The 13,679-nt window shown below is 64.8% G+C and carries 9 protein-coding genes; 1 reads left to right on the top strand and 8 read right to left on the bottom strand.

Annotated elements, in window-relative coordinates:
* Nucleotides 1–49 precede the first annotated feature (49 nt).
* Genes LOY42_RS13335 through LOY42_RS13300 form a run of 8 tightly spaced genes read right to left on the bottom strand, consistent with a single transcriptional unit; the run spans nucleotide 50 to nucleotide 10,673 of the window.
* Complete coding sequence (locus tag LOY42_RS13335) at nucleotides 50–2,437, bottom strand: hypothetical protein (RefSeq protein WP_258597916.1); 2,388 nt, start codon at nucleotides 2,435–2,437, stop codon at nucleotides 50–52.
* Between the two features lie 10 nt (nucleotides 2,438–2,447).
* Complete coding sequence (locus tag LOY42_RS13330; protein WP_258597915.1) at nucleotides 2,448–3,590, bottom strand: hypothetical protein; 1,143 nt, start codon at nucleotides 3,588–3,590, stop codon at nucleotides 2,448–2,450.
* Nucleotides 3,569–5,014 carry an alkaline phosphatase family protein gene (locus LOY42_RS13325; protein ID WP_258597914.1) on the bottom strand — a complete coding sequence of 482 codons (1,446 nt, stop codon included), beginning with the start codon at nucleotides 5,012–5,014 and terminating at the stop codon, nucleotides 3,569–3,571. The genes LOY42_RS13330 and LOY42_RS13325 overlap by 22 nt, the downstream gene beginning before the upstream one ends.
* Nucleotides 5,004–6,236: a metabolite traffic protein EboE gene (gene eboE / locus LOY42_RS13320; protein WP_258597913.1), complete on the bottom strand. Its 1,233-nt coding sequence runs from the start codon at nucleotides 6,234–6,236 to the stop codon at nucleotides 5,004–5,006. Before eboE ends, LOY42_RS13325 begins: the two co-directional genes overlap by 11 nt.
* Complete coding sequence (locus LOY42_RS13315; RefSeq protein ID WP_258597911.1) at nucleotides 6,233–7,117, bottom strand: TatD family hydrolase; 885 nt, start codon at nucleotides 7,115–7,117, stop codon at nucleotides 6,233–6,235. Before LOY42_RS13315 ends, eboE begins: the two co-directional genes overlap by 4 nt.
* A gap of 36 nt (nucleotides 7,118–7,153) precedes the next feature.
* Nucleotides 7,154–7,927 carry an EboA domain-containing protein gene (locus tag LOY42_RS13310; RefSeq protein WP_258597909.1) on the bottom strand — a complete coding sequence of 258 codons (774 nt, stop codon included), beginning with the start codon at nucleotides 7,925–7,927 and terminating at the stop codon, nucleotides 7,154–7,156.
* On the bottom strand, nucleotides 7,924–8,814 hold the full coding sequence (locus LOY42_RS13305; RefSeq protein WP_198754142.1) for a UbiA family prenyltransferase: 891 nt from the start codon (nucleotides 8,812–8,814) through the stop codon (nucleotides 7,924–7,926). Before LOY42_RS13305 ends, LOY42_RS13310 begins: the two co-directional genes overlap by 4 nt.
* On the bottom strand, nucleotides 8,811–10,673 hold the full coding sequence (locus LOY42_RS13300; RefSeq protein ID WP_258597908.1) for a 3-dehydroquinate synthase: 1,863 nt from the start codon (nucleotides 10,671–10,673) through the stop codon (nucleotides 8,811–8,813). The genes LOY42_RS13305 and LOY42_RS13300 overlap by 4 nt, the downstream gene beginning before the upstream one ends.
* A gap of 620 nt (nucleotides 10,674–11,293) precedes the next feature.
* On the opposite strand from LOY42_RS13300, the gene LOY42_RS13295 reads away from it, so the two are divergent.
* On the top strand, nucleotides 11,294–12,496 hold the full coding sequence (locus LOY42_RS13295; RefSeq protein WP_258597907.1) for a DUF3142 domain-containing protein: 1,203 nt from the start codon (nucleotides 11,294–11,296) through the stop codon (nucleotides 12,494–12,496).
* The last annotated feature ends 1,183 nt before the right edge of the window (nucleotides 12,497–13,679 follow it).

The following is a 13,679-nucleotide window of genomic DNA, read 5'->3' as shown; positions in this document are numbered from 1 at the left end:
CCTGTGAAGTGTGCCGGGTGACAGCCTCGTCACCCGGCAGTCCTGCCGGTCAGCCTTGCGGGAAGTCGCTCATGCTCAGCTCGATGGGTGGGTAGTTGCGTTTCACCAGGGCCTGGGCCCAGAGCTCCAGCACCGCCCGACGGCTTTGCGGCATGTCCCGGGTGATGGGCATCGCCAGGGTGCTTTCCTCCTGGTACTCCTTGCTGATCAGCACGATCAGCTGGTCGACCGCGCCTTCTATGCGGGCCAGGGAGTTCAGCGGCATGTACTTGTTCATGATCGGGTACATGTAGAAGAACGGCTGCAGGATGAGTGGGTAGATGAAGCTTTCCCAGATCAACTGGCCGGCGTTCTGCTGCTTGTAGACCTGGTTCCAGGCATCGACGAACGCCTGCTGTATCTCCGGCTCCTGGGGCAGCACGCGCAGCGGCGCGAGGAAGTCGGTGTAGGTTTGCATCAATTTGAAGCTGAACGGGATCTGCGGCGGCTGCTTGTCCTCATGCACGAAGAAGCGCAAGGTCGGGAATCCCGATGCCACGGCCTTGACGGTCAGCAGGGCAACTCCGTTCGCGTCTGTAGTTATCTGCGTGGTGCTGTACTGCACGTTGCCCTTCGGCTCATCCTTCAGTGTGCCCTGGCCCTGGATGGGGTTGGCGAACGCCAGGCTGGGGCTCAGGGCCACCGAGCCTGGCGTGGGCAGGTACTGCTGGTAGCTCACCGCTTTCATGCCGGTGGTCGGGCCGGCGGGGTGGACCGCCGTGAGCCTGCGGCCCGTGCCTTCGCTCAGCTGGCGGGTGAGCGACGGGGTACCGACGAACTGCGGCAGGTTGGGGGTGTTGTTGGCGGGATCGTCTGGGTCCTCCAGGAACAGCGTGAAGTCGGCCGGGTTGCTGAACGCCAGGTAGTAGTCGGTGGTGCACATCATGTAGGCGTTGTTGTATTCGGCCACCGACAGCACGGTGCCGGCCGGCGCTGGCAGACCGTCGTACTGCACCATGATCTGCAAGGTCCTGGTGTCGCCGACGTCGATGAAGCTGGCGCTCTCGACCACTTCGGCGGTCCACATCTGCTGGGTCGCCGCCTTCACCGGCGTGGTGCCTTGCTGCTGCAGCTCCAGCGATCCGCTTTGCAGCTGTTTCTGCGCCTCGGCGCTCAACGGCAGGTCGAGGATCCCTGAGCGCTTGTCGAATGCCGCCTGCTGATAGTCGTCGTAGCCGAAACTGGCCAGTGGCGTGAACTGCTCGCCCTGGCGCACGCCCAGTTGATAGCTGCCGGCGTCGAACTTCGCCGCCACCGGTATCTTGGCGTCCGGGTCGAGGGAATAGCTGGGGAACCCGTTGAGCAGATCCAGCGACAGGGTGTCGTCATGCACCTGCGCCGAGATGACCCCCAATGTCATGAGTTTGAAGTCCACACCGTCCTTCTGCAACTGTACCGGATCACCAGGGACCAGCCGCCGCCCGGCCGGCGCCGTGGGGAACTCGTCGTCGAACCACAGGCCCAGGGTGCCGGCGGTGCGGCTGTAGGCGGGGTTGAAGAAGATGCTGCCGACATTTTCCAGGCCTTTCTGGTACATCGCCTGCACATTGGCCAGATCCGCCGGGGCGGTGGAATGGGTATTGATGGGTGGCTGGTCGTTGAAGATGCCGTTCTTGTCGTAGCAGGTCAGGTAGGTGGAGAAGCGGAACATCAGCCCTTTGGCCTTCTGCTGCTCCATCTGTTGCTGCAGGTTCTGCAGAAGTTGCGAGTTACCGATCGCCCAGGTCAGGTTTTCTTTCGGGAAGCAGGTCTGCCAGGTGGTGGTTACATAGATGAGGCCACCGAGGTTGGCCCAGTTGAAGTTGAGAAAGCGATCGAGCATGCGGTGCTCGCGCTTGAGCGTCAGGCCGCACTGGGCGTCGCCGAGCACCAGCCGGTCGAAATACAGCGCGGTGAAGGTGTTCTGCCAGGGGCTGACGTCGACGAAGCGCGCCGGAGTGGGGGCGTCACTGCCGAACGGATTGCCGAGCAGGTTGTAGGTCTGGTTGATCAGCGGGTCCTGGCTGACATAGCCGCCATTGGGCAGCTCGCCGCCGGTGATGACGGAGGCGGTCGCCGGGATCGTGGGATCTGCCGGCGTGTAGTTGACGGTGCCGCAGGCGTTGTCGCCGAACAGGTTCCACTCGCCGGGGATCATCACGCTGGGATTCTGCGCGACGTTGCCCGGCACCTGGGTCACATAAGTGGGCGCTTCGAGCAGCACCTGCGGGGCGATCACCCATGGCATCAACTTGCTGCTGGCATTCGCCGGGTTGATCTTGTAGTACTCGAGGAAGCGCCAGTTCAAGCGCATCTTCGAGGCATCGTACAGCGGGTACATGTCGTTGTTGTTGGCGGTCGGCGGGCTCCAGAACATATGGCCGCCGAGGTAGATGCGCGGGAAGTTCAGTACGCTCATGTCATGCTCCTTAGCGTTGCCACTGGGCGCGTTTCAGCGACCAGACAAAGTCCAGTTTGTTGTACCCGGCGAACTCGGACGCCGGCACTTCGGCAGTCGGATAGACAATGCCGCCCTGCTGCTTCTGGGCGAAATTGAAATAGCCCTTGGTCTTGGAGTAGGCCGCGGTGCCATGGCAGGCGAAGCACGAGGACTGGCTCTGGAAGGCCGACTCGAGCTGGGAGTTGGCCAGCAACGTCGGATTGGTCTCGGACTGGGTACCGATCAGTTCGTATTGCGCCAGTGCCGGGTACATGGCCTGGAAGGTGCTGTTGGCGGTCTGCGCCGCCGGGGTCGGCCCGGTGCTGTTGCTCATCGGGGTCGGGGGAACCGCGTTGGTCACGGTGTACTTGCCGTTGTTGCGATTCTCGAAGGTGGTCCACACCCATTGCGGGTTCAGCTTGTTGACCACGTGCAGGCCACTGAGCGCAGCGTAGCCGACCTGGTACTGGCCGTTGTCCTGCTGGTAGTAGGCCTGGGCAATGTAGTAGCCATCGCCTTGCAGTTGCTGCTGATAATCCGGGTCATTGCCGATCCACAGCCAGGCGGCCTTGAGCTCCCAGGCGGTGGAGGGAAAGGCCAGGTTGCTGGTCAAGGCAGCCTGGCCGTTCACGTTGTACACCTGCTTTTGCACGATGTAGTTGAAGGTGTCCTCGCCCATCAACAGCTGGAAACGCACCGGTTGCCCCTGTTGCGCGGTGGGTACCGCGCCGCCCATTTCCAGGATCAGGCCATCCACCTGCTGCACGGCGTTGAGGTTGTGGAACGTGCGGTTGGGGTTCAGGCCCTGGGCCTGGGCGGCCTGCAGCACCGCGGCCGGCACCGGCTCGCTCTGGCCCCAGGGCAGCGGCGCGGCGCCATTGCTCAGGTAGACCTGGTCCGAGGGTTTGAGGGTTTCCCAGACCCGGTTGGGGCTGTTCGACTCGACCGGCTGGTTCAGGCAGACGAACCAGTTCCAGCTCATGCTTTCCGGCCCTTGGGCGAAGGTCTGCCGGGCCTGGTCGACGTTGCCGCCAAACTGCATGAACTGGTTGCAATCGAAGGGGGGGGGGCCCTCGGCCTGGGCCAGTCCGGCCAGTGCGCTGAGGACGGTTATTGAAATGGCTCGCCGCATGTAGGCTCCTTGGCTTTGGCCAGGTCGGTGTATGAGTGCCCCAGAAAATGCTGCAGGAGCAGTTGCTTCACCGCTGTCGCCGGCAGGCTGCCCGGCAACGGCAGATCACAATCGGTAATGAGCAGTGGCCCGGTCTGCGCGCTGGCGGGCAGACGGCCGTGGCTGCCACGCACCATCGAGGTGTCGAGCGGGATCAGGTCCATGTAGTAGCGAAAGCCGAGCTTCTTCTGCAGCAGGCGCCGCGCCGCTTTCAGCCTGGGGAAACGGATGGCGGGGTCGATGAACAACTCCAGCGGGTCGTAGCCGGGCTTGCGGTGGATGTCCACGGTGCGGGCGAAGTCCGGTGCCTTGCGATCGTCTAGCCAGTAGCGATAGTCGAACCAATGATCGGCGGCGGCTATGGCGACCAGTTCGCCACTGCGCGCATGGTCCAGTTGCCAGGCCTGCTGCTCGGCCCTGTCCAGCACCCGCTCAATGCCGGGCTGGCCTTGCAGCAGGGCTTTGACCCGAGGGATGTCGCGGGCTTGGCGGACGTAGACATGGGCAATCTGGTGGTCGACGACGGCGAACGCATCGCTGGCGCCGGGGTCGAGCAGTTCCCAGGTCAGTGACTGGCGCACCTGCAGCAGACCTTCGGCGCGCAGCAGGCGATTGATGGACACCGATTGACTGACCGCTTCGATACCATACTCCGACAGCAGCATCACGGCCGCGCCTTGCGCCTTGGCGAAGCCCAGCAGGCGGCCAACCTCGGCGTCGATGGCCCGCACTTCGTCGACGATCGACGGGTGCTCTGGCCCCAGGCGCTGCAGACAGTAGTCGAGGTGTGGCAGGTAGACCAGCTGCAGGTCCGGGCGATCGAGCTGGAACTCGGCAATGGCGCAATCGACGATCCAGCGACTGGAGGCGATGCCGGCGGCCGGCCCCCAGAACGCCGGGAACGGAAACGCGCCGATCCGCGCTTCGATCCGCGCATGCAGGTTTGCCGGGGAGGAGTACAGGCCGAACAGCTTGCGGCCATCGGCCGGATAGTGCGGGCGCGGGGTAATGGCGGCATCGACGTCGGCGTACATGTTGTACCACCAGAACAACTGGCTGCAGCGGAAGCCCGGCAGCTCGCGCTTGAGCGTCTGCCAGACCTTCTCGCCCTGGATCAGGGCGTTGGGTTGCAGCCAGAAACGCACTTCGGCCTGGTCGCGAAAGTACCAGCCATTGCCAACGATGCCGTGCCCTGACGGTGGCAGCCCGGTGAGGATCGAGGCCTGCACCGTGGAGGTGACGGCAGGGAACACCGGTTGCAGGCTGGCCATCCTGGCCTTTTGCAACAGCCGGTTGATGTGCGGCGTTGCCGTGCCCAGCAGCGCAGGCGTCAGCCCGACCACGTTGATCAGCAGCAGCGGTTGGCGGGGCTGTTCAGAGGGCATCGGCACACACCTCCTGTGCGTGGGGTTGCAGCAGGCGACGCTGGCGCAACTGCTCCTCGACCCAACGCAACTCGTCGCTGATGCCCTGTTGCTGGGCAGGGGCGGTGGTGGGTCGCAGTTGCGTAGGCAGAACGCCCCAGCTGTAGGTTTCCACTTCCAGCACGGGACGGGTGTCCTCGTGCGCGGCGAGAAAATCGAAGGTCTGCGCCAGGGAGGCCTGGCTGGCGCCGAGCTCCGGCAGCAGCAGGTGTTCGCTGAACAGCGGGATGTGGAAGTGAACCCGCAACTCCCGGTAGCGCCCGGGCTCCGCCAGGCAGGCGGCGAGCGCAGCCGGCAGGTCCGCCCAGGCGCACAGGTGGCCTTGGCTGTCGTGCGCCTGCACCTGGTGCAGATAGGTGGCTTCGGCAAAGCCGCCCAGCACCTCGAGTATCTGGGCGCAACGGTGAATGTCCTGGGCCGGCAGGCGGCAGATCATCGCATTGGACAGCTGGATCTTGCCGATGGGTATCCCGGCCTGGCGCAGCCTTTCCAGGGACTGCCGGCAGTCCTCGAACATCACCGCCTGGTGGCAGACGTCGAAGCACAGTGCCAGGTACTCATGGTATGGGTCACTGGCCTGCCAGTGGTGGAAGAAGGCGATGGCCTGGTCGGTGCTCTGCAGCACGCAGTCCGGCTCCATTTCCAGGCATATCATGATCTTCTTGCCGGTTTCCTGGTGCAGCCGGGCCAGTGCCGTCGTGAGCTGGCGCAACTGTTCCTCGGCACGCTGCTGCAGCGCCGGGCTCCAGTGGGCGGCGTAGCCCAGCGGCACGCTGGAGATCACCCCTTGCTGGCAGTCCGGCGGCAGGGCCTCGGCAAGCAGCCGCGCCAACTCCAGACTGTACGCCAGCCGTTGCGGCTCGGCCCAGCTGGGCAGGTACACGGCAGCCTTCACCGCGCCCTCATGGAACTGCCCGTAGGGAAAACCGTTGAGCGAGGTCAGGCGCAGCCCGCTGCGTCGCAGCAGGTCGAGAAACGCCTGCCGTGCCGACGCTTCGCGCAACTCGGAAGCGGCGCGGGCGCTGATCCACAGCCCGCTGTCTTGCACCTCGAGCCCGCGCAGTCTGCGCACGCCCTGGAAGTGCAGCTTGATGGAGGTGCGCAGCGCGGCCAGGTCCGGTGCCGGGTGCACATTGCCGCAGTAGCCCAGCTGCGTGGCGCTCCATCCCCGGGCAGCGCTCATTTGACCACCGGATCCTGGCCGCGCAGGGCCGAGTTTTCCTGCCACTGGCGACGCTGGTCGATGGGCAGCGGAGTGCTGACCAGGGCCTTGTCCAGCTGGCCACTCTGGGCAAAGAAATCCACCGGGTTGTGGAACAGCACCTGTTCGACCTGGGCCTCGCTGAAGCCTGCGGCCAGCATCGCCTGGCCGGTCTTTGGCACCTTGAGCGGGTCGCTGATGCCCCAGTCAGCGGCACTGTTGACCACCATCTTTTCCGTGCCGTACTGCTGCAGCAGCGCGACCATGCGTTGCTCTGACATCTTGGTGTTGGGGTAGATGGAATGGCCGCGCCAGCAATCGCTGTCGAGCACCAGCGGCAGGGTCAGTTCGTTGAGGTGGTCGATGATCACCAGGTGTTCGGCGATGCCGACTTCACGGATCACCGCCAGGGTGCGCTTGGTGCCGCCGATCTTGTCGCGGTGTGGCGTATGCACCAGCACCGGCAGGTTGAATTGCTTGGCAAGCTCAAGCTGCGCGGCGAGAAAGCGGTCTTCTTCCGGGGTGATGTCGTCGTAGCCGATTTCACCCACTGCCACCACGCCGTCCTTGACCAGGTAGCGCGGCAGGATCTCCAGCACTTCATTGGCGATCGACAGGTCGTTGGCCTCCTTGGGGTTGAGGCCGATAGTGCAGAAGTGATGGATGCCGAACATGCTGGCGCGAAAGCGCTCCCAACCCAGCAGGGTGTCGAAGTAGTCGACGAAGCTGCCGAGGCTGGTCCTGGCCTGGCCCTGCCAGAACGCGGGTTCGATCACCCCGGTGATGCCGGCGGCAGCCATGTTCTGGTAGTCGTCGGTGGTGCGGCTGACCATGTGGATATGCGGGTCGAAGTACTTGGGCATGGTGAATCCTCGTCAGGGAGAAGGCATCGTCGGGTATCAGGTCGGTAAGTGGCCGGCCAGGTGGTCATGCCAGCCGGGGGGCAGACATTGCTGGCGGCAGAGGCCGAGCAGACGCTGGTGCTGCGCCGGGCTGAGCAGGCTGAAGGCAATCGCCAGGTACAGACCGCCGGAGACCGGACGCGCGGCAGCCAGTTGCTCATCCAGCAGATCAAGGGCCAGTTGGTTGAGGGTGACGCCTTGGCGCTGGCTCAGGCCGAGCAGGCGGCTCACGTCCAGCCCCATGCCGAGCGCTTTGAGCACCAGCTGGTGGAACGCCCGCTCCGGGTAGTGACGGGACGGGTAGAGGGTGTCGAGGGCGAGGGCGGCGAACACCTGGCTGTTGCTGGTGCGCCCGGCCTGCAAGGCCAGCTCCAAGCACGCGCCACGGCTGTCGAGCCAGTCCAGGGCCTTGAGCAGGGCGACCTTTTCCTGGTCGTCGCCCCACAGGAACAACTGGCGCAGCAAAGGCAGCTGCCTGGCCTGGGGTTGCTGCTTGAGGACCTGCGCCAGCAGCAGCGCGCGCGCCACTTGCAGCTGGCTCCAGCCCTTATCGTCGTGCATGGCCCGGTCGCCGACCCGGCGCTTGCACTGGCTGCTCAGCAGGGCGGCGGTGTTGGCGTCCGGCGACTGCCCGAGGCGCGTCTGCGCCTGGTGCCACCACTGCAACTCGGCCTGATCGAGTTGCGCGATCAAGGCCCGCTGCCGTTCGGCCAGGCAGTCGTGGCTCATGTCCAGCGCCGCCGTTGGCGACGAAGCGATATGACTGTTCATGTCGGTTTGATCCAGCGTTGGAGGTGTGGAAGCAGGAAGAACACCAGGACGCACAGCAGGCTGCCCAAGGGCTGGTCGGCCACAGCCAGGACCAGGGCATCGAACAGCGGCAGGGCCGCCAACCCCGCGCCGATAAAGGCGCGTACTTGTCGGCGCCGCGGATCGGCGAGGTGCAGCCAGTAGTGCCAGCCCAACCAGCCCAGCCATAGCAGCAACACCGGCCAGAACCACAGGGTGTCGGCGTAGGCCGCCAGGGCCAGCGGGCTGAGCATCAGCAGCAGGGGCAGGCGGCTGAGCAACTGGTTGAGGTGTTCCTGGCGCGCCAGGTAGGTCAGGCCGCTGATGTACACGCCCAGCAGGATCGCGCACAGCCAGATGGGCTGCGCCGGCACCGCCAGGCTGGCTGCCGCGGTGAGGTACAGGGCGGAGCGGCACGCGCCCATCAACCAGACGCTGTGGACATGGGTCTTGTGCAGCAGGTTGTAGCCGAGAATGCAGCCCACCAGCAGGGTGACGCTGCCCAGCAGCCAGTGCGGCTGTTCGACCAGGCGGCTCAGGCCAAGCGCGGCGGTCGCGGCCAGCAGCAGCAACCCGTAGATGCCCTGGCGCACCTGCCGTCGGCTGACCAGCCCCAGGGTGATGGGGCGGGCGTTGCTGTGCTGTTGGTCCCAATCGGCGTCCAGCAGGTCGTTCAGCAGCATGCCGGCCAGGTACAGCAGCGACAGCATGGCCAGCAGCAGGAGCCACACAAGCGACGAGGGTGGCGCCAGGGCGCTGGCACTGCTGGCCAGCAGGGCGGCGGCCAGGGTATTGGTCCACACTGTGGGCAGGTTGGAGACCCGGCCAACGGTCATCCAGGTTTTCAGGTCCGGCGCGATCTGGCTCATTGCGCGCAGCCCTCGCCCAAGGTGAGGGGCGCGTGCTGGCTGACCAACCGCAGCAGCGCCTGTTCCATCAGGGCGTCATCGATCTCGTGCAGGTCGACCGATGTGCCGATGCAGCTGAGCATGGGGATGGACAGCTGCCCGCCCAGGTGCTGGCGAAACTCCTCCAGCCCGAGCAACACCCGCGAACGCCCATGCGCATCTTTCAGGCTCAGCTCCGGCGGGCACAGGTTGAAGCCAAGCCTGAGCAACAGGCTGATGACGCGCTCGCTGTCGGCATCGCTCAACAGACCCAGGGCATTGGCATAGAGCCCGTCGAGGGACATTCCCACCGCCACCGCTTCACCGTGGCGCAGGCGGTGCTGGCTGAGGTTTTCCAGCTTGTGCGCCGCCCAGTGGCCGTAGTCCAGGGGACGCCCGTTACCGCGTTCGAAGGGGTCGCCAGCGCCGGTGATGTGCCCCAGGTGCAGCTCGGCGCAACGGCGGATGGCGTAACGACTGGCCGGATGATCGAAGTGGGCGAGGGCGTCGGCCTCCTGCTCTATCCACTCGAAGAAGGCGCGGTCCTTGATCAGCGCCACCTTGACCGCCTCGGCCAGGCCGGCGATGCGGTCGCGGTGGGCAAGCGTGGTGAGCAGCTGGAAGTCATTGATCACCGCGCTGGCGGGGTAGAAGGCGCCGAGCAGGTTCTTCTGGCCGAAAGCGTTGATGCCGTTCTTCACGCCGATGCCCGCGTCGTTCTGTGCCAGTACCGTACTGGGGATACGGATCAGGCGCATGCCCCGGTGAAAGGTGGCGCAGGCGTAGCCCACCGCGTCCAGCACGGCGCCGCCGCCCAGGGCCAGGACAAAGCAATGGCGGTCCAGCCCATGGCTCAGCATGTCGCTGTACAGCTGTTGCAGTACCTGTGCGTCCTTGCTCAGCTCACCGGCCGGCACGGCGATGGGCGCGGCTTTCAGGTTCAGGTCCGCGTCATGGGCGGCAAAGTAGGCGTCGATCTGGCCCGGCAGGTGCGGTGCGCAACGCAGCAGCTGTTCGTCGGCGAAGACCAGCACCATTACCCGTCCACGCTGCTGTGCGGTGAGCTGGCGATGCAGGCAGGTGTTGAGCGGATCGAACAGGTGCTCGGTGAACACCACGGGGTAGTCGTAACTGACCGTGAAACGCCCGCGCAGTGGTTCACCCTTGCGCAAGGCCTTGAACAGGCTGTACCCGGCGATGAACAGCGCGGGCAGGACCATGCCGGCGAGCAGGGTCACCAGCAGCGCGTTCTGCGCGACCAGGAAGGTGCCGATAGCGCTGTAGGCCAGTGCCAGGCCGGCATTGGCCAAGGTGGTGACCAGGATGAAGGCGCGCAACGGATAGCGCTGCATGCCGGCCGCCACCACCGAGGTTTCCGCCAGCACCGGCACGCCGCGCAGGCAGATCAACGACAGCGTGCCCAGCCGATACGCCAGTTGCCCCGGCTGGCGCTGGTGCAGGCCCAGGCGGCTGGACAGCAGGCGAAAATACCCGGCCCCCAGCGCATACCCCAGCCCGGCACCCAGGCACAGACCGATGAAGATCACCAGGTAGCCGCCAACGCTGCCAAGCGACGCCACCGCAAGCAGCGCGACCATGCTCGACGGCACCGGTAGCACCACGTCCAGCGCCAGCAAGCCGATCAACAGCAACGCCAGGGTAAGCATCTGGGCGGGGGTCGAAGGCAGCAAGTGTTCTAGGTGGGAGAGGAAGTTCTGGATCTGTTGCTCGAATAACACAAAGCTGGCGATCACCAGGCCTGAGAAGCACAGTACTGACAACCAGAAATGTTTGCCCGGCCCTCTTTGCGAGAGCGCACGATACCCGCGGCTGCGCTTCATCAAGCGTCCCTCTTGTTGTTTGACTGATTTCCGTTTCAGCAATCTAACGTCACGCCCCATGGGCGCGAGGATATGGACTCCTCTGAATTTAATGGCCGGGGAGTTGTAGTTAGGATGTTGGCGAAGACAAACACAAAACTAGTCGGCCGCTTCGCTTTTGCAAGTAAATGTGAAGCGAAGGGTTAGATGAAACACGTGATTTTTATGCGCGCATTAGAATGCTTGCGAATTATTATTCGTGACTATAGATAAGTGATTAATCTTGGTGTTCGTATGATTTGGCTGGCGAATGATAATCAATTAACTTTAGCGTTATCCTTCGGCTTGCAAGTTCGTAGTTGAAGTCAAAGTTAGGTAGTCTTCTAACTATTGCGCAGCTATTTAGAATGACGAGTGCCGAGTGAAGGCGCTTTCCTCACCGCATTGATACAACCCGGACAACAAACTACTGCCCCGGCTGACGGGGCGGTTCGTGTTGTCCGCGCAGCGACGGTAATCTTGGCACATTTGCTCGTGGAGTACATTTGTGCTCCATGGCTGGCAGGACGCCGCCTCGAGGCTGAGTTGAGGTATTATCCCCACCTCGCCAACGGCAGCCAACGCACCAGACAAAGGATTGCATGCCCGTCACCCCGTCCCTGCGTCACCTGTGCTTCTGTATCGTGCTCGGAGCGCTCGCCGGCTGCCAGCCAGAACCCGCACCGCCCCTCGACCAGCAGCTCTATATCTGGCAACGCCAATGGCAACCCGTCCACGAGCAGGCCCTGGCGGACAGCCGCGCCGACTTTTCGACCTTGCGCGTGCTGGCATTGCAAGCGCAGCCCAAGGCCGGGTGGAGCAGGGCGCTGGTCGACCTGCCACAGCTCAAGGCCGATGGCCGGCCGGTGATCGCGGTGGTGCGCCTGGACGGCCAGCTGCCGGCGCTCGACCTGCAGGAGGCAGGCCCACAGATGGCGCGCCTGCTGGCGGACTGGCAGGCCGTGGGTGTGCCCTTGGATGGGTTGGAGATCGACCATGACAGTGGCAGCGCTCGCCTTGCAGACTATGGCGAATTTCTCCTGCAGCTGCGCGAACAACTGCCACCGGGCCTGAAGCTGAGCATTACCGCATTGCCCGCCTGGCTCGGCAGCCCGCACCTGCCGTCGCTGTTGCAGGTGGTGGACAGCAGTGTGTTGCAGGTGCACGCAGTGAGCGACCCGCGTCGCGGCCTGTTCGATCCGGCACAGGCCAGGCAATGGGCCGAACGCTGGAGTCGCGTCGGCGACAAGCCGTTCTACCTGGCCTTGCCCGCCTATGGCGTCGCGTTGCTGCCCGACACCGGCGGCGCGCCCGTTGTGGAAAGCGAAACGCCCTTGAACCGTGGTGGCGAACGCCGCGAACTGCTGGCCGATCCACAGCAATTGGCGGACCTGGGCAGACAATTGCGCAACCAGCCACCTGCGCACCTGGCCGGGCTGATCTGGTTCCGCCTGCCGTTGCCCGGCGACCGCCGCGCCTGGAGCCTGACCACCTTGAGCGCGGTGGCGCGGGGCGATGCGCTCGCCAGCCAATGGCGGGTCGAGCTGTCCGGGCAGGCGGGGCTGCGCGACATCACGCTGGTCAATGTCGGCAATCTCGACCTGCCGATGCCTGCGCGGGTAGAGCTGGACGTCGAATCCTGTGACGCCGCCGACGGGCTCAACGGCTACCGCTTGCAGCAATCCCCGCGACACCTCACTTTCAACCGCCAGTCCAGCGCGCGTCTCGCCGCTGGCGGCCGGCGCATCCTCGGCTGGGCGCGCTGCCATGGAATCGATCAAGGAGCATGGAATGTCTACCCGTAACTGGCCCCGGCGCCTGCTGTGCCTGTCCCTGTGCGTGCCGGCCGTTCCGGCGCTGGCCTGTGGCACGGACTTCCCGATGCAGTTGCTCGGCGACCGAGCGCACACCCTGGCCGAGTTGCCGGAGGGCAATTTCGGCTTCGAGGTGAATCGCCTCGGCGAGCAGATTGCAGGCCTCAAGCCCGCCACCGATGCGACCCTGACGCCTTACTGGGACAGTGACGATAACGACCGACCTTACCGTGAGCAGCGCAGCCGTATCGAGGCAAGCGAGCTACCGCAATCGCTGCGCGAGAAGGTCGCGCAACTGCGGGCCCTGGCGGATCCGCAACAAGTGCTGGAGCAGGGCGCCGAACTGCCGGATGAACTGCGCCTGTACATTGCCGGCGCAGTGGCTTTCGACACCAACGACCACGCCCTGGCGGCGGATTATTTCGCCAAGGTGCTGGCCCTGCCAGCTGAACAACGCAAGCTGCGCAGCACCTGGGCGGCCTACTCGCTGGGGCGGGCCTTGATGGCCCGGAGCTTCGAGGCCAGTGATGATCCGCAACAGACCCCGCAGGCCTTGCAAGCCCAGGCGCGCGAGGCTTTCCAGCAAGCCCGCGCGCTCAGCGCCGAAGGCTTCAGCGACCCATTGGAACTGGGGGTTGCCAGCCTTGGCGAGGAGGCCCGCCTGGCCAAGCTCGCTGGCGACTGGAACAGCGCCATCCGCTTGTATGCCAGCCAGAGCCGTCTGGGCTCGGGCAGCGGCTACAGCTCGCTCAGGCAGCTTGCCAACGAACTGGTGAGCCTGCCGGATGAACAGCTGAAGACGCAGTTGGCACAACCGATGCCACGCAAGCTGCTCACCGCCTATCTGCTCAGCCATGTCGGTTGGGACTACGACGGCCAGCCGACAACCCAGGCCCGGCGCCTGCCCGCGTTGCTGCAGGCCAGTGTCGGCGACCAGCTGGAAGACGCCGACCGCTTGGCTGCGTTGACCTATCAGCAAGGCAACTATGCCGCGACCAGGAGCTATCTGCAGCAGGCTGGCGATACCGGCCTTGCCTGGTGGCTGCGCGCCAAGCTGGCCTTGCGCGACGGTGACAAGGCCCAGGCCGCCGCTGCCTATGCCAAGGCCGCCGCCGCGTTCCCCCGCGAAGAGTCGTGGGGCTCGAGACAGACGCCCGATTGGGACTACGAAAGC

Source organism: Pseudomonas sp. B21-023 (assembly GCF_024749165.1).
Lineage (GTDB): Bacteria > Pseudomonadota > Gammaproteobacteria > Pseudomonadales > Pseudomonadaceae > Aquipseudomonas.
This window is presented reverse-complemented; position numbering and strand designations above follow the sequence as displayed.